The following is a 20,128-nucleotide window of genomic DNA, read 5'->3' as shown; positions in this document are numbered from 1 at the left end:
CCCACGTGCCTGACGTGCGGCGATACCGGCCTTCCGGCTGTTATGGAGCAATGTTGTTTTCGCTGGGATTCCTTTGTACAGCGGCAGCCATTGCAATGTGAAGCCCAGCCAATTGCATCAGCGTGTCTCAACGCAATGACTTCGGCGACTTTTTCTCGGGATTTTTCCCACGTGTTGTCGTCGCCGAAACCGGAACGTGATCAGGTGTTAGCGATATCTACCCGCGTAGATTTTCTGGGCGGGTACTCTGAGGGAACCGCCTTCGCACCACACCACACCGGGAGTGCCAGTGGCACGCGTCGTAGTCGACGTCATGCTCAAGCCGGAAATCCTCGACCCGCAGGGACAGGCGGTGCAGCGCGCACTGCCCCGTCTCGGCTTCGAGGGGATCGGCGACGTACGTCAGGGAAAGCGTTTCGAGCTCGAGGTCGAGGGGCCGGTCGACGAGGCCGCCCTCGCCCGCATCCACGAGATGGCCGAGACCTTCCTCGCCAACACCGTTATCGAAGACTTCACCGTCAAGGTCGAGGAGCAGTCCAAGTGACTGCACGCATCGGCGTTGTCACCTTCCCCGGCACGCTCGACGACCGGGACAGTCTGCGGGCCGTGCGCATCGCGGGCGCCGAGCCGGTTTCGCTCTGGCACCGCGACAAGGACCTCAAGCAGGTCGACGCTGTCGTCCTGGCCGGCGGGTTCAGTTACGGCGACTATCTGCGGGCCGGGGCCATCTCCCGGTTCTCGCCGGTGATGGAGACGGTCATCGAGCAGGCCAGGGCCGGTCTTCCGGTCCTCGGCATCTGCAACGGTTTCCAGGTCCTCACCGAGTCGCACCTGCTGCCGGGCGCCATGCTCCGCAACAACCACCTGCACTTCATCTGCCGCGAGCAGAAGCTGCGGGTGGAGAACGCGGAGACCGCCTGGACCTCCGACTACGAGGCCGGCCAGGAGATCCGGGTCCCGCTCAAGAACATGGACGGCCGTTACGTGGCCGACGAGCGCACCCTCGACGAGCTGGAGGCCGAGGGCCGGGTCGCGTTCCGCTACCTGGACCAGAACCCCAACGGCTCGCTCCGTGACATCGCCGGCATCACCAACGCCGCCGGCAACGTCGTCGGCCTGATGCCGCACCCCGAGCACGCCGTGGAGCCGCTGATCGGTACGGGCCGTACCGACGGCCTCGGATTCTTCACCTCGATCCTGAAGAAGCTGGTCAACGTCTGATGACTCTCGACACTGTTCTGCACGCCGCCGAGACCCCCGACGTCGAGCAGCCCTGGAAGGAACTCGGCCTCAAGGAGGACGAGTACGCGCGCATCCGGGAGATCCTCGGCCGCCGCCCGACCGGCGCCGAGCTCGCCATGTACTCCGTCATGTGGTCCGAGCACTGCTCCTACAAGAGCAGCAAGGTGCACCTGAAGCAGTTCGGCGACAAGGTCCCCGAGAACGACGCCATGCTGGTCGGCATCGGCGAGAACGCGGGCGTCGTCGACGTCGGCCAGGGGTACGCGGTCACCTTCAAGGTCGAGTCGCACAACCACCCCAGCTACATCGAGCCCTACCAGGGCGCGGCCACCGGCGTCGGCGGCATCGTCCGCGACATCCTCGCCATGGGCGCCCGCCCGGTCGCGGTCGTCGACCCGCTGCGCTTCGGCGCGGCCGACCACCCCGACACCCGGCGCGTCCTGCCCGGCGTCGTCGCGGGCATCGGCGGCTACGGCAACTGCCTGGGCCTGCCGAACATCGGCGGCGAGGTCGTCTTCGACGCCTGCTACCAGGGCAACCCGCTGGTCAACGCCGGCTGCATCGGCGTGATGAGGCACGAGGACATCCACCTCGCGAAGGCGTCGGGCCCCGGCAACAAGGTCATCCTGTACGGCGCCCGCACCGGCGGCGACGGCATCGGCGGCGTCTCGGTGCTCGCCTCGGAGACCTTCGAGTCGACGGGCCCCGCCAAGCGCCCGGCGGTCCAGGTCGGCGACCCGTTCCAGGAGAAGCTCCTCATCGAGTGCACCCTTGAGATCTTCAAGGAGAAGCTCGTCGCGGGCATCCAGGACCTGGGCGGCGCGGGCCTTTCCTGCGCGACCTCCGAGCTCGCGAGCGCCGGTTCCGGAGGCATGCGCGTCGAGCTGGACACCGTGCCGCTGCGCGACTCCTCGCTCTCGCCCGAGGAAATCCTCATGAGCGAGTCGCAGGAGCGCATGTGCGCGGTCGTCGAGCCGCAGCACGTCGACCGCTTCATGGAGATCTGCGAGAAGTGGGACGTCATCGCCACCGTCATCGGTGAGGTGACCGAGGGCTCCCAGCTGGAGATCTTCTGGCACGGCGAGAGAATCGTGGACGTGCCGCCGCGCACGGTCGCGCACGAGGGCCCGGTCTACCACCGCCCCTTCGCCCGCCCCTCCTGGCAGGACGCGCTCCAGGCCGACGACGCCGGCAAGCTGGCGCGCCCGCGGTCGGGCGACGAGCTGAAGGACCAGGTCCTCAAGCTGGTCGGCTCCCCGAACCAGGCCTCCAAGGCGTGGATCACCGACCAGTACGACCGTTTCGTGCAGGGCAACACGGTGCTCGCGATGCCCGAGGACGCGGGCATGGTCCGGATCGACGAGGAGTCGAACCTGGGCGTGGCCATGGCGACCGACGGCAACGGCCGGTACGCCAAGCTCGACCCGTACACCGGCGCCCAGCTCGCGCTCGCCGAGGCCTACCGCAACGTGGCGGCCTCCGGCGCGAAGCCCCTCGCGATCTCGGACTGCCTCAACTTCGGCTCCCCCGAGGACCCGGACGTGATGTGGCAGTTCGCCGAGGCCACCCGTGGTCTCGCGGACGGCTGCCTCCAGCTCGGCACCCCGGTGACCGGCGGCAACGTCTCGCTCTACAACCAGACCGGCGAGACCGCCATCCACCCGACCCCCGTGGTCGCGGTGCTCGGCGTGATCGACGACGTGAACCGGCGCACCCCGATCGCGTTCGCCCAGGAGGGGCAGCTGCTGTACCTCCTCGGTGACACCCGCGAGGAGTTCGGCGGCTCGGCCTGGTCCCAGGTCGTCCACGACCACCTGGGCGGTCTGCCGCCCCAGGTCGACCTGGACCGCGAGAAGCTGCTCGGCGAGATCCTGATCTCGGGCTCCCGCGACGGCATGATCGACGCCGCGCACGATCTGTCCGACGGCGGTCTGGTCCAGGCCGTGACCGAGTCCTGCCTCAAGGGCGGCAACGGCGCACGCCTCGTCGTCCCGGACGGCCTGGACGCGTTCACGTTCCTGTTCAGCGAGTCGGCCGGCCGCGCCGTCGTGTCCGTGCCGCGCTCGGAGGAGCTGCGCTTCACCGACATGTGCGGCGCGCGCGGCCTTCCGGCGACCCGGATCGGTGTCGTGGACGGCGAATCCATCGAGGTCCAGGGCGAGTTCAGCCTCGGCCTCGCGGAACTGCGCACGGTCCACGAGGCGACGATCCCCTCGCTGCTGGCCTAGTACGCGCCAACGCCTCGGCCCCGTAACCCAGTTGATGGGTACGGGGCCGAAGTGCGCTCAGGCGGCGACGAGTTGACTGCCCTTCGTCGCCGGTACGGATGCGGCCCGCGTGTCGGCGGGCAGCCGCACGGCGAGCACCGCGGCGAGGGCCGTGACCCCGGCCGCCGCGCCGCCGATGCCGCCGAGCCCGCCGAGCGGGCGTTCGCGCGGGTCGAGAACGGTCTGGGGAGCTGTCCCGGCCCGCAGCGGGCCCCGAAGTAGGCTCGGGCGCATGCCCCCGGCCAAGAAGCGCACCCGCAGATACGACCCGGCGAAGATCCGGGCCGCCGTCCTCGCCCAGTTCGGCAACGTACGCGAAGCCGTCCGCACGCTCACGCCCGAGCAGCTGGCCCGGCCCACCCGGCTCGGCGACTGGACGGTGCGTGAGCTCGCCGTGCACCACACCATGGCGCTCGGCATGCTGGACCGCCAGCTCGCCGAGGCGGAGCCGCTGAAGCAGGAGGTCGCGCTGCTCGACTGGCCGTTCGCCACGGCGCCCGCGGCGGCTCAAGTGGCCGATCGGACAAGGGAGTTGGCGGCCTCTGTCGACGACCTCGGCGCACTGTTCGAGGAGCGCGCCGCCCGCACCGCGGAGCTCTTCGCGAGCACTGCGGACGACCGCCTCCTGCCGACCCGGTTCGGCGCGATGACCTTCGCCGACGTCCTGGTGACCCGGACCGTCGAACTCACCGTCCACACCGACGACTTGAACGACGCGCTGCCCGGACTCGGCGTCCCGCACGACCGCCAGGCCCTCGCCGCCTGCGTCCGGCTGCTGGCCGACGCCCTCGCGGTGAAGGCGCCCGGTGGCTCGGTCGAGGTAAGGATCCCGCCGTACGCCGTGGTGCAGTGCGTGGCGGGCCCCAAGCACACCCGGGGCACCCCGCCCAACGTCGTCGAGACCGACCCGCTCACCTGGGTCCGCCTCGCCACCGGGCGCGTCGGCTGGGCCGAGGCCCTGGACGCGGCGAAGGTCGCGGCGAGCGGCGAGCGGGCGGACCTGGCGGCGGTGCTGCCGGTGATGTCGTGACCGGGCGAATTCAGGCGAACTCGGCCTTCATCAGGGGTACTTGAGGAGCGTCGCGTCGGTCTTCTCCCAGGCGGCGCGGAGCTGGGCGAGCCGGGCCGGGTCGTCCGTCGCGCGGTCCGCCTGCTCGCGCTGGTCGGCCGCGAGGTTGAACAGCTGGTCCTGGCCGCCCCGGCCCCGGTAGTACTTCCAGTCCCCGCGCCGCAGCGCCCGCTCGCCCCGGACCCGCCAGAACAGGTCCCGCTCGCGGAGCCGCTCGCCGCGCAGCAGGTACCCGGCGAGGCTGGTGCCGTCGAGCGGATAGGCGGGGTGCGGGCGGGCCCCGGCGAGTTCGAGCAGGGTCGCGGTCCAGTCCGGCGAGAAGTTCGGCACGTGGCTGACCTGGCCGCCGTCGATCCGGGACGGCCAGCGCACGATGGTGGGGACGCGGATGCCGCCCTCCTGGAGCGAGGCCTTGTTGCCGCTCAGCGGCCAGTTGTAGGAGAAGCGCTCGCCGCCGTTGTCCGAGGCGAAGAACACCAGGGTGTCGCGCTCCTGCCCGGAGCGCTTGAGCGCGTCGAGCACGGCGCCGACCGACCGGTCGAGGTCCTCCACCATCTCGGTGTACTTCGCGACCGAGCCGCCGTCGTAGTGGAACAGCGCATTGGGCTGCCCGGCCTTGATGCGGCGTACGACCTCCGCGCTCTCCTCGGTGTCGCCGTCGGCGATCCAGGGCCAGTGCGGGGTGGTGAAGTTCAGGTTGAGCAGCCAGGGCCGGTCGTGCTCGCGGCGCACGTACTCGCTCGCCCGCTCGGTCAGGATCCGGGTGTAGTACCGCAGGTCCTTGTACTCGGCGTCGCCCTCGTACAGGTCGTACTCGCCGGCGAGGCCCAGCTTGGAGTAGTACTCCAGGGCGCCGCCGAAGTTCCCGAAGAACTCGTCCCAGCCGGACTTGGTGGGCGAGTAGTCGGGGAGGTAGCCGCAGTGCCACTTGCCGATCAGGGCGGTCGCGTAGCCGGCGCCGCGCAGCAGGGACGCGAGCGTGGGGTGGGTCGGGTCGAGGCCCACGCCGTGGTCCGCGATCGGCTCGGCGAGGCCGCCCTTCGTACGCCCCGGGAAGCGCCCGGTGTACAGGCTGAACCGGGTCGGCGAGCAGGTCGCCGAGCCCGAGTACGCATCGGTGAACCGCACGCCCTGGCGGGCCAGGCGGTCCAGGTTGGGGGTGCGGATGTGCGGCGCCCCGTACGACGACAGGTCGGCCCAGCCGAGGTCGTCGCCGAGGATGAACAGGATGTTCGGCCGCGCGGAGTGCCGTCCCGGGGCGGCACGGAACGGTCGCTCGCTCCGGTCGGCGGCGGCTTCGGCTTCGGTGGCGGGCAGCCCGACGGCGGCGGCCGCGGCGGTGGCTCCGACGGCGCCGCCGAAGGCACGACGGGACAGTTTCCGGGTGTGCGAGGGCACGGAAGGGCTCCAGAGGAAGAGGTGGAGAAACAGCCCCTCGGGACATCACGGCCCGGCCCTTGCGGGCGGGGGGAGTCAGGGGGCGGGGTCTGGGGCGTACTTACGCGCAGCGACAGATGGCGCTGGCGACACGGACCAGGTCGACGTGCCGGCGCTCGACGAGCGTGACCGCGAGGTCACTCAGAGGCTGCATGGTGCAGGAGCCTCACGCAGCGCACAGGTACCTGTCAATGAGCGTCCCGAAGGGCGGGACCGGAGCGAACTCCGTCACACACGACCCGGTCGCAATCCGTCACCGCGAGCAGCTGCAAACGCCGCGAACGCCCCCGGAGTGCCCGTCCTCACCTGCGGTGATGTCGTACCGGGGGTGGCGGGGGTCCGCTTCCGGAGTGCGAGGCACGAAAGCTACAAAAGGGTGCGGGGTGCCCGGCTGTCGATATCCCCAATTCGGACCAGTGGTCGATCTCGCCTACACTCGGTGGCGTGCCACGTGGTGACGGACGACTCAACCACGACCTGCTCCCCGGTGAGAAGGGCCCCCAGGACGCTTGCGGCGTCTTCGGTGTCTGGGCTCCGGGTGAAGAGGTCGCGAAGCTCACTTACTTCGGGCTCTACGCCCTCCAACATCGGGGCCAGGAATCCGCGGGCATCGCGGTCAGCAACGGCTCCCAGATCCTCGTCTTCAAGGACATGGGACTTGTTTCCCAGGTCTTCGACGAGACCTCTCTCGGTTCCCTCCAAGGTCATATCGCGGTCGGTCACGCCCGCTACTCGACCACCGGTGCCTCCGTGTGGGAGAACGCTCAGCCGACGTTCAGGGCGACCGCCCACGGCTCGATCGCGCTCGGCCACAACGGCAACCTGGTGAACACCGCGCAGCTCGCGGAGATGGTCGCCGAGCTGCCCAAGGAGAACGGCCGGGCCACCCAGCTCGCCGCCACCAACGACACCGACCTGGTCACCGCGCTGCTCGCGGGCCAGACGGACGACGACGGCAAGCCGCTGACGATCGAGGAGTCGGCCGCCAAGGTCCTCCCGCAGGTCCAGGGCGCCTTCTCGCTCGTCTTCATGGACGAGCAGACGCTCTACTGCGCCCGTGACCCGCAGGGCATCCGCCCGCTGGTGCTCGGCCGCCTGGAGCGCGGCTGGGTCGTGGCGTCCGAGAGCGCGGCCCTCGACATCTGCGGCGCCAGCTTCGTCCGCGAGATCGAGCCGGGCGAGCTCGTCGCCATCGACGAGAACGGCCTGCGCACCTCTCGATTCGCAGAAGCGAAGCCCAAGGGCTGTGTCTTCGAGTACGTCTACCTGGCGCGCCCGGACACCGACATCGCGGGCCGCAACGTCTACCTCTCCCGAGTGGAGATGGGACGGAAACTCGCCAAGGAAGCGCCCGTCGAGGCCGACCTGGTGATAGCGACTCCGGAGTCCGGCACCCCCGCCGCGATCGGATACGCGGAAGCCAGCGGCATCCCGTACGGCTCGGGCCTGGTGAAGAACGCCTACGTCGGCCGTACGTTCATCCAGCCCTCGCAGACCATCCGACAGCTCGGCATCCGGCTCAAGCTGAACCCGCTCAAGGAAGTCATCCGGGGCAAGCGCCTGGTGGTCGTCGACGACTCGATCGTCCGCGGCAACACCCAGCGCGCCCTCGTGAAGATGCTCCGCGAGGCGGGCGCCGCCGAGGTCCACATCCGGATCTCGTCGCCGCCGGTGAAGTGGCCCTGCTTCTTCGGCATCGACTTCGCGACCCGCGCGGAGCTGATCGCCAACGGCATGACCATCGAGGAGATCGGCACGTCCATGGGCGCCGACTCGCTCTCGTACATCTCGACCGACGCGATGATCGAAGCGACGACGATCCCCAAGGACAACCTCTGCCGCGCCTGCTTCGACGGCGTGTACCCGATGGAGCTCCCCGACCCCGAGCTGCTCGGCAAGCAGCTCCTGGAGTCGGAGCTGGCCTCCGGCCCCGCCGCGACCGCGGCCGCCGACGCCCTGCGCCGCCCGTAAGACCCTGCAGTACGACACGAAAGTTCTCCAGAGCCATGCCATCTGCTGAACCCAATGAGCGTGCTCCGCACGCGGGCACCGGTGCCAGCTACGCAGCCGCGGGCGTCGACATCGAGGCGGGCGACCGCGCCGTCGAGCTGATGAAGGAGTGGGTGAAGAAGACGAAGCGGCCCGAGGTCCTGGGCGGCCTCGGCGGATTCGCCGGACTCTTCGACGCCTCGGCCCTCAAGCGCTACGAGCGCCCGCTGCTCGCCTCCGCCACCGACGGCGTCGGCACGAAGGTCGACCTCGCCCGCAAGATGGGCGTGTACGACACCATCGGGCACGACCTCGTCGGCATGGTCGTCGACGACCTGGTCGTGTGCGGTGCCGAGCCGCTGTTCATGACCGACTACATCTGCGTCGGCAAGGTCCACCCCGAGCGGGTCGCGGCCATCGTGAAGGGCATCGCCGAAGGCTGCGTCCTCGCGGGCTGCGCGCTCGTCGGCGGCGAGACCGCCGAGCACCCGGGGCTGCTCGGCCCCGACGACTTCGACGTGGCCGGCGCCGGCACCGGTGTCGTCGAGTACGACCAGCTCCTGGGCGCCGACCGCATTCGCGAGGGCGACGCGGTCATCGCCATGGCGTCCTCCGGTCTTCACTCGAACGGGTACTCACTCGTCCGTCATGTGGTGTTCGACCGGGCCAGGATGACCCTGGACCAGCACGTCGAGGAGTTCGGCCGCACGCTCGGCGAGGAGCTCCTGGAGCCCACCAAGATCTACTCGCTCGACTGCCTGGCCCTGACCCGCACCACCGAGGTGCACGGTTTCAGCCACATCACCGGCGGCGGTCTTGCCAACAACCTGGCCCGGGTGATCCCGGACCACCTGCACGCCACGGTCGACCGCTCGACCTGGACGCCGGGCGCGGTCTTCGACCTCGTCGGCACGGCGGGCAAGGTCGAGCGGCTCGAACTTGAGAAGACGCTCAACATGGGCGTCGGCATGATGGCGATCGTCCCCGGGGCCTCGGTCGACGTGGCGCTCCAGACCCTCGCGGACCGGGGCGTGGACGCCTGGGTCGCCGGCGAGATCGTCGGGCGTGGCGATCACCGCGACGGCGCCGAGCTCACCGGCGACTACGCCAAGTAGGCCGTTACGGGCAGCACAAAACCCGGTCCGGGGCGAAGGCCCTGGACCGGGTCGGTGTGCTCAGAGCAGCGAAGACGTGCGTTGCTGCGAAAGCGGGATCAGCGAAGTCAAGCGCCGCGGCGCTGCGACGACGGACCGGACTCTTCGTCCTCGTCCTCGTCGTCATTCCCGTACAGATCCGCATAGCGGGCGTACGGGTCCTCGTCCTCGTCGTCCTCCAGTGGCTCCGCGTTCGGCGGTTGGCTCACTGTCGGGCTCGGAGTAGATGCGCCCAGCTCGTTGGCCAGACGCGACAGGTCAGTCCCGCCGCTGCTGTACTTCAGCTGGCGGGCGACCTTCGTCTGCTTGGCCTTTGCCCGGCCGCGCCCCATGGCTCGACCCCCTCGGTGACGGGGCTCGACGGCCCCAGAGTCTTGACACGCGTTCATGATCCGGAACGGTCTCTCCATGGAGAAACCGCGTCCGTAGGGCTTCAACGGTACCTGCTTCCGCGGCCATACGGTACGCCGCCCGCATGACGCGCCACTTGGCAGAACCAACAAAGCGCCCTGTACTCGCTGGTCAACCGCGATTTTAACCTCTTCTTGGCGCCCGACCCGCCGACCGGCGTGAGTCATGTCTCTCAGCGCGGCCGGCGGGCCCTTCCGAGGCTCAGTGTTGACGTGCCTCCGCCATGCGCTGCTCGGCGATCCGGTCGGCCGCCGCAGCCGGCGGAATGCCGTCTTCCTTCGCACGAGCGAATATGGCAAGCGTGGTGTCGAAGATCTTCGCCGCCTTGGTCTTGCAGCGGTCGAAGTCGAAGCCGTGGAGCTCGTCGGCGACCTGGATCACGCCGCCCGCGTTCACGACGTAGTCGGGTGCGTACAGGATCGCGCGGTCCGCGAGGTCCTTCTCCACACCCGGGTGCGCGAGCTGGTTGTTGGCCGCGCCGCACACCACCTTCGCGGTGAGCACCGGCACGCTCGCGTCGTTCAGGGCGCCGCCGAGCGCGCAGGGGGCGTAGATGTCCAGGCCCCCGGTGCGGATCAGCGCCTCGGTGTCGGCGGCGACGGCGACCTCGGGGTGCCGCTCGGTGATGGCGCGCACCGACTCCTCGCGCACGTCCGTGATCACGACCTCGGCGCCGTCGGCGAGCAGGTGCTCGACGAGGTGGCGGCCGACCTTGCCGACGCCGGCGACGCCGACCTTGCGGCCGCGCAGCGTCGGGTCGCCCCACAGGTGCTGGGCCGAGGCCCGCATGCCCTGGAAGACGCCGAACGCGGTCAGTACGGAGGAGTCGCCCGCGCCGCCGTTCTCGGGGGAGCGGCCGGTGGTCCACTGGCAGGCGCGCGCCACGACGTCCATGTCGGCGACGTACGTACCGACGTCGCAGGCCGTCACGTAGCGCCCGCCGAGGGAGGCCACGAACCGGCCGTAGGCGAGCAGGAGGTCTTCGGACTTGATCGTCTCGGGGTCACCGATGATCACGGCCTTGCCGCCGCCGTGGTCGAGCCCGGCCATGGCGTTCTTGTACGACATCCCGCGCGACAGGTTGAGGGCGTCGGCGACGGCCTCGGCCTCGGTCGCGTACGGGTAGAAGCGCGTACCGCCCAGGGCCGGGCCCAGGGCGGTGGAGTGGATGGCGATGACGGCCTTGAGCCCGGTGGCTCGGTCCTGACACAGCACTACCTGCTCGTGTCCGCCCTGGTCGGAGCGGAAGAGGGTGTGCAGTACGTCATCGGCTCCGGTCACATCGGTCACGGTGGTGACTCCCAAGTACGAAGCGGCGGTTGACGGCCCGCCGGTGGGTGGTGGCGGGCCTGGTTCGGGAGCAGGTTAAGTCCTACGCGCCCGTAGATCAGGCGCAGTGCCCAGGATCACCCCCACCGGGGGTCACGGAGGCGTGCCCGTGGGACGATGCGGGGCATGGCGGTGGTGTCCTCGGTGATCGTTCCGTACGCGTCCTACCTGCGGGTGTACGAGCCCCTTGCCGCCTTTCCCGAACCCGAGCGCGGCCACTGGGCGAGCTATGCCGAGCGCGGGCGCACTCCAGGTGCCCAGGACGAACTCCGGCGCGCGCTGGCCGACTTGGTGCCCACCCCGCCCGTCCCGGTGCCGGTGCACGAGAGCGCGGACGCGTTCGTGGCCGAGGTCGACGGGGTCGTGTGCGTGTGTCCCTGGCGGACCCGGCTGCGCGGCTGGCAGGCCCTCGAGGTGCTCGTCGAGCAGTTTCCCGAGCCGCTCCTGGACGCGCTGCTGCCTCCGGTGGTGCGGCGGCAGGCCGAGGCGGACTACGAGCGCTGGCGCGCGCGGAACCCGGATGCCCGGCCCTGGATCTTGACCAGTGTCTGGCACGTCCCTGTGAGCTGGTTCACGGTCTTTTCGGACGAAGAGCGCGAGTATGCACCGGGTGCGGGTGCCGAGGCGCCCGTGCTGCGCTACCGCACTCCGATGGTCCAGGCCCGGCGGCGCCTCGCGAGGGCGCTGCGCGCGGTGCGGGACCGCATCGACGAGGGGCCGCTGACCGAGGGCCTGGTGGACGTCGGGCGGTGGCTGGAGGAATTCCATCCGCGCTCGCTGGTCGAGCTGGACTACGGCGGCCTGGTGCACGTCCTCTCCCCGGACAGCCTGAAGGCGGACCGCTCGGCGGCCGACGTGGCGGAGGGCGTCGCCGCGCTGCGGGCCGGCGACGACGCGGGCGCGCAGGAGGCGTACGGCCGCTTCACGGAGCGCTGGCGGGCCGTCAAGGAACGCCGGATGGCCAACTGAGGCCCTTTCGGCCGGATCCGGGGCGTTCGAACGGCTGCCCCAGGACGTAGGTCCTGATCCGGGCCTTTGCCCCAAGGGTGACGGACCGCACTTATCTCACCCTTGCGTCCAGACCCCACCCTCGTGCCAAAATAGGACAAGGGGTCCGGGGAGGATCCCTTCCGCCCAACTAAGGGCGGATTGCTCGGTATTGCTTGCTATGGGGGGTCTGACGACTCCTGATCGCTCTGTGACTGATCGTCACTGTGGCGTGACTGTCCGCTATGGCATGGTCCATCGGCTTCCGTCGCTGATGAACACCTGGGAGGGCAATTCCATCGGTTTGGCCGACGTGGCTGGACGGATGGTGTAGTTGTAGTGCCGAGGACAAGCCGTTCGTCCTATAACCGACTCGGCTCGCGTCCGCCATTTCGGGCAACGCGGGTCAAGGTGCAGAATTTAGAGGAAAGAACCGAGAAGGTTCGGTTCTCCCGAGGAGGCCGCTCATGACCGCTCGCACCCCTGATGCCGAGCCGCTGTTGACCCCGGCTGAGGTTGCCACGATGTTCCGCGTGGACCCGAAGACGGTGACCCGCTGGGCGAAGGCCGGCAAGCTCACGTCCATCCGCACCCTGGGTGGACACCGCCGGTACCGCGAGGCAGAGGTCCGCGCACTGCTGGCGGGTATTCCGCAGCAGCGCAGCGAGGCCTGAACAACACCCCAATAGTCCGGGCGTTCCGGGGCCCCCACTCCGGCCGAGCCCGCCTATAGCTCCACATGACGTCTGCCCGCCCCAACGGGCCGCGTCATTGATCGCGCTGGACTCCGCCGGGTCCAGCGCGATTTTTTATGTCCGGCCTTGTCCGGCACGTCCGGCAACTCCCCCACGCCACCCCGTGGCCGCTTCGGTGGGGTGCCTTCCGCCGACTCCGGGGCATCACCGCCGAGGGTGGTGCAATTGCACATATTAAATCGGGGCGTTGTATGAGGGGTGTAAGTTCACCCGTTCCGGAAACTCGTTCCGTGACTCCCGTCACACCCTCAAGAGACGTTCACTCAGAGCCTCTCACCGCACGGATCGCCACCGGCCCGCCATAGGTCACCGGTTGGGGGGACTTTCGTCCTCGGGGCCGGCGGGCTCGCCGACCTCCATGGCGAGCCGCAGGAGCCGGTGGCAGACCGCGCAGTGCCGGGTGAGGTGGCGATAGCCCAGAGCGGCCGACAGATGGGCGCGCAGCAGCGCCCGCGTCTCGTGCCTCGACGTAACCGCCATGCGCCACCTCCTGGGGCCCCGTTCCCCTCCTTGCAGGGGTACCGGCGGCAGGTGCCCCCGTCAAGACGGCGAGAAGGCCCGGATCCGCTGGAATCCGGGCCGCGTCGGGGGCCCGGCGGGCGGACACGGCCGAGGGGCCCGCACGTGGGGCAAACAGCGAGGGCCGCATCCATGGGATGCGGCCCTCGATCTACTGCGGTCCTGACGGGATTTGAACCCGCGGCCTCCACCTTGACAGGGTGGCGAGCACTCCAAACTGCTCCACAGGACCTTGTTTCGCAGCCCGTTGGTGCTTGGCTGCGAGTGAGACTGTACAGCAGGTCAGACGGTCAGGTCGAACTCACTCAGAGCGATGCCCGCGCTACGGGGCCGCCGCGTCGATCGCCTTCACGATGCGCTTGTCGGAGACGGGGAACGCCGTGCCGAGCGCGTGCGCGAAGTAGCTCACGCGCAGCTCCTCGATCATCCAGCGGATGTCCAGGACCTGCTGCGGCACCGGCCGCCCCCGCGGCAGCTGCTCCAGGAGCCAGGCGTACTCGTCCTGCATCTCGTGGACCTTCTCCATGCGCGTGGTGTCGCGCTGGACGGCCGTCGGCATCTGCTGGAGCCGGCGGTCCACCGCGACCAGGTAGCGCATCAGGTCGGGCAGCCGCTTGAGGCCGGTGAGGGTGACGAAGCCGGGCGGCACGAGGGCCGCCAGCTGGTTGCGTACGTCCGTGACGTTGTTGACCAGGGTCAGGCTGTTCGTGGTCTTCAGACGGCGCTCACAGGCCTGCCAGGCGGCCAGGATCTGCTGGACCTGGCCGACCGTGCGCACCGTGGCGTCCACCAGGTCCGCGCGGACCTTGTCGTACAGCTCGCGGAACGATTCCTCGTCCCACGCGGGGCCGCCGTGGTCCGCGATCAGCTTGTCCGCCGCCGCCGTCGCGCAGTCGTCGAAGAGCGCCTGGATCGAGCCGTGCGGATTGCGCGACAGGGCGAGCTTCTGCTGGTTGGTGAGCTTGTCGGAGGCGAACTTGGCCGGGTTCACCGGGATGTTGAGGAGGATCAGCCTCCGGGTGCCCCGCCACATCGCCTGCCGCTGCTCGGCCTCGGTGTCGAAGAGGCGTACGGAGACGCTCTCGCCCGCGTCCACGAGGGCGGGGAAGGCCTTCACCGGCTGGCCGGCAAATGGGGCATCCCCTGCTCGAACGGAGTTGAGAGCTTGGGGACGGGTCTCGAAGACCTTCGTCAGGGCGCCGATCGTCCAGTCCGTGAGGCCCGAGCGCTCGATGGACTCGCCCGAGGGCCCCGCGGTCGCCGCGGCGGCCTTGGAGAGGGCCTGACGGGCCTTGGGGCGCAGCTGGAGCTTGAGCGTCTCCAGGTCCTTGTCCTCGGCCAGCTTGCGGCGCCGCTCGTCGACGATCCGGAAGGTGATCTTGAGGTGGTCCGGCACCCGGCTCAGGTCGAAGTCGTCGGCCGTGACCGGGACGCCCACCATCCGCTGGAGTTCGCGGGCCAGGGTCACCGGCAGGGGCTCCTGCAGCGGCACGGCCCGGTCCAGGAACTTCGAGGCGTAGTTGGGTGCCGGGACGTAGTGCCGGCGGATCGGCTTCGGCAGGGAGCGGATCAGCTCGGTGACGACCTCCTCGCGCAGGCCCGGGATCTGCCAGTCGAAGCCCTCGTCGGTTACCTGGTTCAGGACCTGGAGCGGTACGTGCACGGTCACGCCGTCCGCGTCCGCGCCCGGCTCGAACTGGTAGGTCACCCGGAACTTCAGCGGGCCCTGGCGCCACGAGTCGGGGTAGTCGTCCTTGGTGACGGCTCCCGCCTTCTCGTTGATGAGCATCTCGCGCTCGAAATCGAGGAGTTCGGGCTCGTCGCGCTTCTTGTGCTTCCACCAGGAGTCGAAGTGCGCGCCGGACACGACGTGTTCGGGCACCCGCTGGTCGTAGAAGTCGTACAGCGTCTCGTCGTCCACGAGGATGTCGCGGCGGCGGGCCCGGTGCTCCAACTCCTCGACCTCGGTGAGGAGTTTGCGGTTGTCCGAGAAGAACTTGTGGTGCGTGCGCCAGTCGCCCTCGACCAGCGCGTTGCGGATGAAGAGCTCGCGCGAGGCCTCGGCGTCGATGCGGCCGTAGTTGACCTTGCGGTTGGCCACGATCGGCACGCCGTACAGCGTCACGCGCTCGTACGCCATCACCGCGGCCTGGTCCTTCTCCCAGTGCGGCTCGCTGTAGGTGCGCTTGACCAGGTGCTGGGCGAGCGGCTCGATCCACTCGGGCTCGACCTTCGCGTTCACCCGGGCCCACAGCCGGGAGGTCTCCACGAGCTCCGCCGACATCACGAGCTTGGGCTGCTTCTTGAACAGCGCCGAACCCGGGAAGATCGCGAACTTGGCGCTGCGGGCGCCCAGATACTCGTTCTTGTCGGTGTCCTTGAGCCCGATGTGCGAGAGCAGACCTGCCAACAGCGAGGTGTGGACGGACTGTTCGGGCGCGTCCTCCTCGTTGAGGTGGATGCCCATGGTCTTGGCGACCGTGCGCAGCTGCGAGTAGATGTCCTGCCACTCGCGGATGCGCAGGAAGTTCAGGTACTCCTGCTTGCACATCCGCCGGAAGCTGGAGGAGCCGCGCTCCTTCTGCTGCTCGCGGACGTACCGCCACAGGTTGAGGTAGGCCAGGAAGTCGCTGGTCTCGTCCTTGAACCGGGCGTGCTGCTGGTCGGCCTGCGTCTGCTTGTCGGAGGGGCGCTCGCGCGGGTCCTGGATGGAGAGCGCGGCCGCGATGACCATGACCTCGCGCACACAACCGTTGCGGTCGGCCTCCAGGACCATCCGGGCCAGGCGCGGGTCGACGGGCAGCTGGCTCAGCTTGCGGCCCTGCTGGGTGAGCCGCTTCTTCGGGTCCTTCTCCGCCGGGTCCAACGCGCCCAGTTCCTGGAGGAGTTGGACGCCGTCGCGGATGTTGCGGTGGTCCGGCGGGTCGATGAACGGGAACTTCTCGATCTCGCCGAGGCCCGCCGCGGTCATCTGGAGGATGACGGACGCCAGGTTGGTGCGGAGGATCTCCGCGTCGGTGAACTCCGGCCGGGTGAGGAAGTCGTCCTCGCTGTAGAGCCGGATGCAGATGCCGTCGGACGTACGGCCGCAGCGGCCCTTGCGCTGGTTGGCACTGGCCTGCGAGACCGGCTCGATGGGCAGGCGCTGCACCTTGGTGCGGTGGCTGTAGCGCGAGATGCGGGCGGTGCCGGGGTCGATGACGTACTTGATGCCGGGGACCGTCAGCGAGGTCTCGGCGACGTTGGTCGCGAGCACGATCCGGCGGCCGCTGTGCTGCTGGAAGACGCGGTGCTGCTCGGCGTGCGAGAGGCGCGCGTACAGGGGGAGCACCTCGGTCGAGCGGAGGTTCTTCTTGATCAGCGCGTCCGCGGTGTCGCGGATCTCGCGCTCGCCGGACAGGAAGACCAGGATGTCGCCGGGGCCCTCGGACTGGAGCTCGTCCACCGCGTCGCAGATCGCGGTGATCTGGTCGCGGTCGGCGTCCTCGCTGTCCTCTTCGAGGAGCGGCCGGTAGCGCACCTCGACGGGATACGTACGGCCGCTGACCTCCACGATCGGGGCATCGCCGAAGTGCCGCGAGAACCGCTCGGGGTCGATGGTCGCCGAGGTGATGACGACCTTCAGGTCGGGGCGCCTGGGCAGCAGCTGGGCCAGGTAGCCGAGCAGGAAGTCGATGTTGAGGGACCGCTCGTGCGCCTCGTCGATGATGATCGTGTCGTAGCCGCGCAGCTCGCGGTCCGTCTGGATCTCGGCGAGCAGGATGCCGTCGGTCATCAGCTTCACGAAGGTCGCGTCCTGGTCCACCTGGTCGGTGAACCGGACCTTCCAGCCGACCGCCTCGCCCAGCGGCGTCTTCAGCTCTTCGGCGATGCGGTCCGCGACCGTACGGGCCGCGATCCGGCGGGGCTGGGTGTGGCCGATCATGCCGCGCACCCCCCGGCCCAGCTCCATGCAGATCTTGGGGATCTGGGTGGTCTTGCCGGAGCCGGTCTCACCCGCGACGATCACGACCTGGTGGTCGCGTATCGCCTCCAGGATCTCGCCCTTCTTCTGGCTGACCGGAAGCTGCTCGGGGTACGTGACCTCGGGCATGCGGGCGGACCGCCGGGCGATGCGCTCGGCGGACTTCTGGGCCTCGGCGGCGATCTCGTCGAGCACGGCCTGCCGGGCCTCGGGCTTGCGGATGCGGCGGGCGCCTTCGAGACGGCGGCCCAGGCGGTGGGCGTCGCGCAGCGAGGCCCCGTCGAGCAGCGTCTGGAGATCGGCGAAGGAAGTAGACATACCTGATTCAGGATCTCACCCGCCGAGGACGAGTGGCGAACGCATTTCGACGCCGTTCGGGGCCCACCCCGTACCATTTCGGGCATGCCCCGCTCCCGAGCCCCGCGCCGCCGCCTCACCGCGGCCCTGCTGATGGTGCTCGGGGTGCTCGCGGTGGCGCTCTGCGGGCCGGTCACGACGGCCTCGGCGGCACCTACGACGGCGGCCGCGCCCGCCGCGCCCGCCGCTCCCGCGAAGAAGGTGCCGGCGCCCGCGAAGAAGGTGCCGGCGCCCGCCTTCACGGACGGTTCGGCCGTGCCCGGCTGTCAACAGGGCGGCCGGCACCAGGACTCCGACCCCGCCGCGCCGGTCCGGACCCGTACGGCCCACGACCAGGCGCCGGTCCTGGAGGACCGGGTCGCGCCCGCCGCTCTCGGCGCGCTGTACGCGGCCCACCGCAACCCGCCGGTCCGCGGGCCCACGCTCAGCGCGCCCACCCCCGTCGAACTCTCGGTGCTCAGGGTCTAGACGGCCGGTCCGCCCCAGCGACCGCCCGTCCCCTTCTCGTACGCGCCCCCCCCGCAGGTGTGCGCGTACGCACGCACCCGGAGTTTCCGCATGCCCAAGAACACGTCCAAGTCCGCGCCGAAGCCGTCCAAGGCCGCCGCCGCGAAGTCCAAGAAGCCGTATCTGATCGGGGCGGCCGTGCTGGTCGCCGCCGGGGTCCTGGGGATGGCGTCCTACCAGGCGAGCGCCCCCGACCCGAAGCCCACCGTCAGCGACTCCGCGTCGTCCGCCGCCTCGGACCCGGCCGCGGACGCCCACCCCGAGCTGGCGAAGCTGGCCCGCCGCGACGCGAAGGACCCGCTGGCGCAGGGCCGCGCCGACGCGCCCGTCGTGATGATCGAGTACGCCGACTTCAAGTGCTCGTACTGCGGGAAGTTCGCCCGCGACACCGAGCCGGAACTGGTGAAGAAGTACGTCGACAACGGCACCCTGCGCATCGAGTGGCGCAACTTCCCGATCTTCGGCGCCGAGTCGGAGGCGGCCGCGCGCGGGGCGTGGGCGGCCGGGCAGCAGGGGAGGTTCTGGCAGTTCCACGCGGCGGCCTACGCGGAGGGCGCCAAGGAGAAGGGGTTCGGCGGCGACCGTCTGAAGGAGCTGGCCAAGGAGGCCGGCGTGCCGGACGCGGCGCGCTTCGCGGCGGACCTCGACAGCGACGCGGCGAAGGCGGCGGTGAAGAAGGACCAGGAGGAGGCGTACGCGCTCGGCGCGAGCTCCACCCCCTCCTTCCTCATCAACGGCACGCCCGTCGCGGGCGCCCAGCCGATGGACGAGTTCGCGCGGGTCATCGAGGCGGCGGCGAAGAAGTGACGCCGGACATCGGATACCTCGCCGCGTTCCTGGGCGGCCTGCTCGCCCTCCTCAGCCCGTGCAGCGCGCTGCTCCTGCCCGCGTTCTTCGCGTACTCGATCTCCAGCCGCACCAGGCTGCTCGCCCGCACGGGCATCTTCTACGCGGGCCTGGCCACCACCCTGGTGCCGCTGGGCGCGGCGGGCTCGTACGCGGGCCGCCTCTTCTACGGCCACCGGGACCAGCTGGTGCTGTTCGGCGGCTGGCTGATCATCGCGCTGGGCATCGCCCAGATCGTGGGCATGGGCTTCGCGAGCCGCCGCATGACCGAGCTCTCCGGGAGGATCCGCCCCACGACCGCACTGTCCGTGTACGCGCTCGGCGCGGTCTACGGCCTGGCGGGTTTCTGCGCGGGGCCGATCCTGGGCAGCGTCCTGACGGTGGCGGCGGTGAGCGGCAGCCCCGTCTACGGCGGCCTCCTCCTCGCGGTGTACGCCCTGGGCATGGCGGTCCCGCTGTTCCTCCTGGCCCTGCTCTGGGAGCGCTTCGAACTGGGCGGCCGCAGGTGGCTGCGCGGGCGGGTCCTGAAGCTGGGCCGCCTCGAACTCCACACCACCTCCCTCCTCTCCGGCCTGTTCTTCATCGCGCTCGGCGCGCTGTTCCTGGCCTACGACGGAGCGACGGCCCTGCCCGGCCTCCTGGACGTGGACGACTCGTACGCGCTGGAGGAGTGGACGAAGAGCATCGGCGACGCGGTCCCGAACTGGGCGCTGCTGACGGCCATCGCGGCGGTAGCCGCGGTCGGGCTGGGCGTACGGGGGTGGCGGGCCCGGGCCCGCGAACCCGAGGACACCTGAGGGCTCGGCCCGGGGGGTTTGCCCACCCGCCCGCCCCTTGCCCGGGGTTGGTTGGTTCCGGGCCCCTGGGGGCTCCGCCCCCAGACCCCCGTTCGCGCCTTAAGGGCGCTCGTCCTCAAACGCCGGACGGGCTGAAATGCCCGGTGCGGCCCAGCACCAGGGCTTTTAGGGGCGCGGGGCTGTGACATATGCGGCTCCGCCGCGTGGGCGCGACCGGCCACGCACGGCCCGAGGCCGAAAGGGGGTTGTGGGCCCGCCCCGAGCGCGCCGGGAACGACGAAAGCCCCGACCGAGAAGGTCGGGGCTTTCTGTGGTGGCTGGGGCCGGGGTCGAACCGGCGACCTATCGCTTTTCAGGCGATCGCTCGTACCAACTGAGCTACCCAGCCACGCAGTTCACCGAAGTGAACCGCAGCGGTCCTGACGGGATTTGAACCCGCGGCCTCCACCTTGACAGGGTGGCGAGCACTCCAAACTGCTCCACAGGACCAAGCTTGCG

The 20,128-nt window shown here is 70.0% G+C and carries 18 protein-coding genes and 3 tRNA genes; 11 read left to right on the top strand and 10 right to left on the bottom strand.

The genetic code is table 11. From position 1 onward, the window contains the following. Positions 1-283 precede the first annotated feature (283 nt). From purS to purL, 3 genes are read left to right on the top strand one after another with little or no spacing between them, the layout of a single operon-like run. A complete protein-coding gene (gene purS / locus ACFYZA_RS20550) occupies positions 284-544 on the top strand; it encodes a phosphoribosylformylglycinamidine synthase subunit PurS (RefSeq protein WP_078966365.1) in 261 nt (86 codons plus the stop codon). Further along, on the top strand, positions 541-1,221 hold the full coding sequence (purQ, locus tag ACFYZA_RS20545) for a phosphoribosylformylglycinamidine synthase subunit PurQ (RefSeq protein WP_382582770.1): 681 nt from the start codon (positions 541-543) through the stop codon (positions 1,219-1,221). The genes purS and purQ overlap by 4 nt, the downstream gene beginning before the upstream one ends. Further along, positions 1,221-3,470 (top strand): phosphoribosylformylglycinamidine synthase subunit PurL, encoded by a 2,250-nt coding sequence (purL, locus tag ACFYZA_RS20540; protein WP_388492024.1) that lies wholly within the window; start codon positions 1,221-1,223, stop codon positions 3,468-3,470. The genes purQ and purL overlap by 1 nt, the downstream gene beginning before the upstream one ends. Positions 3,471-3,527: 57 nt before the next feature. Here the strand turns inward: purL and ACFYZA_RS20535 are convergent, their stop codons facing one another. After that, positions 3,528-3,743, bottom strand: a complete 216-nt coding sequence (locus tag ACFYZA_RS20535) for a hypothetical protein (RefSeq protein ID WP_382582765.1) — start codon at positions 3,741-3,743, stop codon at positions 3,528-3,530. Here ACFYZA_RS20535 and ACFYZA_RS20530 point away from each other — a divergent pair. Beyond that, positions 3,742-4,539 carry a sterol carrier family protein gene (locus ACFYZA_RS20530; RefSeq protein ID WP_382582761.1) on the top strand — a complete coding sequence of 266 codons (798 nt, stop codon included), beginning with the start codon at positions 3,742-3,744 and terminating at the stop codon, positions 4,537-4,539. The two genes, ACFYZA_RS20535 and ACFYZA_RS20530, sit on opposite strands and share 2 nt — an antisense overlap. 30 nt (positions 4,540-4,569) lie before the next feature. Here the strand turns inward: ACFYZA_RS20530 and ACFYZA_RS20525 are convergent, their stop codons facing one another. Together ACFYZA_RS20525 and ACFYZA_RS20520 are read right to left on the bottom strand one after the other, a co-directional pair. Then, positions 4,570-5,976: a sulfatase-like hydrolase/transferase gene (locus ACFYZA_RS20525; protein WP_382582758.1), complete on the bottom strand. Its 1,407-nt coding sequence runs from the start codon at positions 5,974-5,976 to the stop codon at positions 4,570-4,572. 100 nt (positions 5,977-6,076) lie between these two features. Further along, positions 6,077-6,169, bottom strand: coding sequence for a putative leader peptide (locus ACFYZA_RS20520; RefSeq protein WP_324901219.1), 93 nt, complete (start codon positions 6,167-6,169; stop codon positions 6,077-6,079). A 290-nt stretch (positions 6,170-6,459) separates the two neighbouring features. Here ACFYZA_RS20520 and purF point away from each other — a divergent pair, with 290 nt between their 5' ends. Further along, a complete protein-coding gene (purF, locus tag ACFYZA_RS20515) occupies positions 6,460-7,986 on the top strand; it encodes an amidophosphoribosyltransferase (RefSeq protein WP_382582755.1) in 1,527 nt (508 codons plus the stop codon). A 35-nt stretch (positions 7,987-8,021) separates the two neighbouring features. Beyond that, complete coding sequence (purM, locus tag ACFYZA_RS20510) at positions 8,022-9,119, top strand: phosphoribosylformylglycinamidine cyclo-ligase (protein ID WP_382582752.1); 1,098 nt, start codon at positions 8,022-8,024, stop codon at positions 9,117-9,119. A gap of 107 nt (positions 9,120-9,226) precedes the next feature. On the opposite strand, the gene ACFYZA_RS20505 is transcribed toward purM, so the two are convergent. Further along, on the bottom strand, positions 9,227-9,490 hold the full coding sequence (locus ACFYZA_RS20505) for a DUF3073 domain-containing protein (protein ID WP_382582749.1): 264 nt from the start codon (positions 9,488-9,490) through the stop codon (positions 9,227-9,229). A gap of 280 nt (positions 9,491-9,770) precedes the next feature. Continuing rightward, positions 9,771-10,859, bottom strand: coding sequence for a Leu/Phe/Val dehydrogenase (locus tag ACFYZA_RS20500; protein ID WP_388492022.1), 1,089 nt, complete (start codon positions 10,857-10,859; stop codon positions 9,771-9,773). A gap of 165 nt (positions 10,860-11,024) precedes the next feature. Between ACFYZA_RS20500 and ACFYZA_RS20495 the strand changes: the two genes are divergently transcribed. After that, on the top strand, positions 11,025-11,867 hold the full coding sequence (locus tag ACFYZA_RS20495) for a hypothetical protein (RefSeq protein ID WP_382582743.1): 843 nt from the start codon (positions 11,025-11,027) through the stop codon (positions 11,865-11,867). Between the two features lie 485 nt (positions 11,868-12,352). Further along, positions 12,353-12,559: a developmental transcriptional regulator BldC gene (gene bldC, locus ACFYZA_RS20490; RefSeq protein ID WP_003949541.1), complete on the top strand. Its 207-nt coding sequence runs from the start codon at positions 12,353-12,355 to the stop codon at positions 12,557-12,559. A 387-nt stretch (positions 12,560-12,946) separates the two neighbouring features. On the opposite strand, the gene ACFYZA_RS20485 is transcribed toward bldC, so the two are convergent. The 3 genes from ACFYZA_RS20485 to hrpA all read right to left on the bottom strand — a co-directional run bounded on the left by ACFYZA_RS20485 (position 12,947) and on the right by hrpA (position 17,441). Beyond that, the gene (locus ACFYZA_RS20485; RefSeq protein ID WP_382582740.1) at positions 12,947-13,120 is read right to left on the bottom strand and encodes a DUF6274 family protein; all 174 of its coding nucleotides are present in this window, start codon (positions 13,118-13,120) and stop codon (positions 12,947-12,949) included. A gap of 196 nt (positions 13,121-13,316) precedes the next feature. After that, positions 13,317-13,391: transfer RNA gene (locus ACFYZA_RS20480), tRNA-Asp, on the bottom strand. 90 nt (positions 13,392-13,481) lie between these two features. Further along, positions 13,482-17,441 (bottom strand): ATP-dependent RNA helicase HrpA, encoded by a 3,960-nt coding sequence (gene hrpA / locus ACFYZA_RS20475; protein ID WP_388492020.1) that lies wholly within the window; start codon positions 17,439-17,441, stop codon positions 13,482-13,484. A gap of 84 nt (positions 17,442-17,525) precedes the next feature. Between hrpA and ACFYZA_RS20470 the strand changes: the two genes are divergently transcribed. From ACFYZA_RS20470 to ACFYZA_RS20460, 3 genes are all read left to right on the top strand, one after another. After that, positions 17,526-17,948, top strand: a complete 423-nt coding sequence (locus ACFYZA_RS20470; RefSeq protein WP_388492019.1) for a hypothetical protein — start codon at positions 17,526-17,528, stop codon at positions 17,946-17,948. A 90-nt stretch (positions 17,949-18,038) separates the two neighbouring features. After that, positions 18,039-18,794, top strand: coding sequence for a DsbA family protein (locus ACFYZA_RS20465; RefSeq protein WP_388492018.1), 756 nt, complete (start codon positions 18,039-18,041; stop codon positions 18,792-18,794). Then, positions 18,791-19,630, top strand: coding sequence for a cytochrome c biogenesis CcdA family protein (locus ACFYZA_RS20460; RefSeq protein WP_382582728.1), 840 nt, complete (start codon positions 18,791-18,793; stop codon positions 19,628-19,630). The genes ACFYZA_RS20465 and ACFYZA_RS20460 overlap by 4 nt, the downstream gene beginning before the upstream one ends. A gap of 311 nt (positions 19,631-19,941) precedes the next feature. On the opposite strand, the gene ACFYZA_RS20455 is transcribed toward ACFYZA_RS20460, so the two are convergent. Then, positions 19,942-20,018, bottom strand: a tRNA-Phe gene (locus ACFYZA_RS20455). Positions 20,019-20,044: 26 nt separating this feature from the next. After that, positions 20,045-20,119 (bottom strand) — tRNA-Asp (locus tag ACFYZA_RS20450). Between the last annotated feature and the right edge of the window lie 9 nt (positions 20,120-20,128).

This window comes from Streptomyces sp. NPDC001828, assembly GCF_042892175.1.
In the GTDB taxonomy this organism is placed as follows: Bacteria; Actinomycetota; Actinomycetes; order Streptomycetales; family Streptomycetaceae; genus Streptomyces.
The sequence above is the reverse complement of the archived record's forward strand: the minus strand, read 5'-3'. Positions and strand labels throughout refer to the sequence as shown.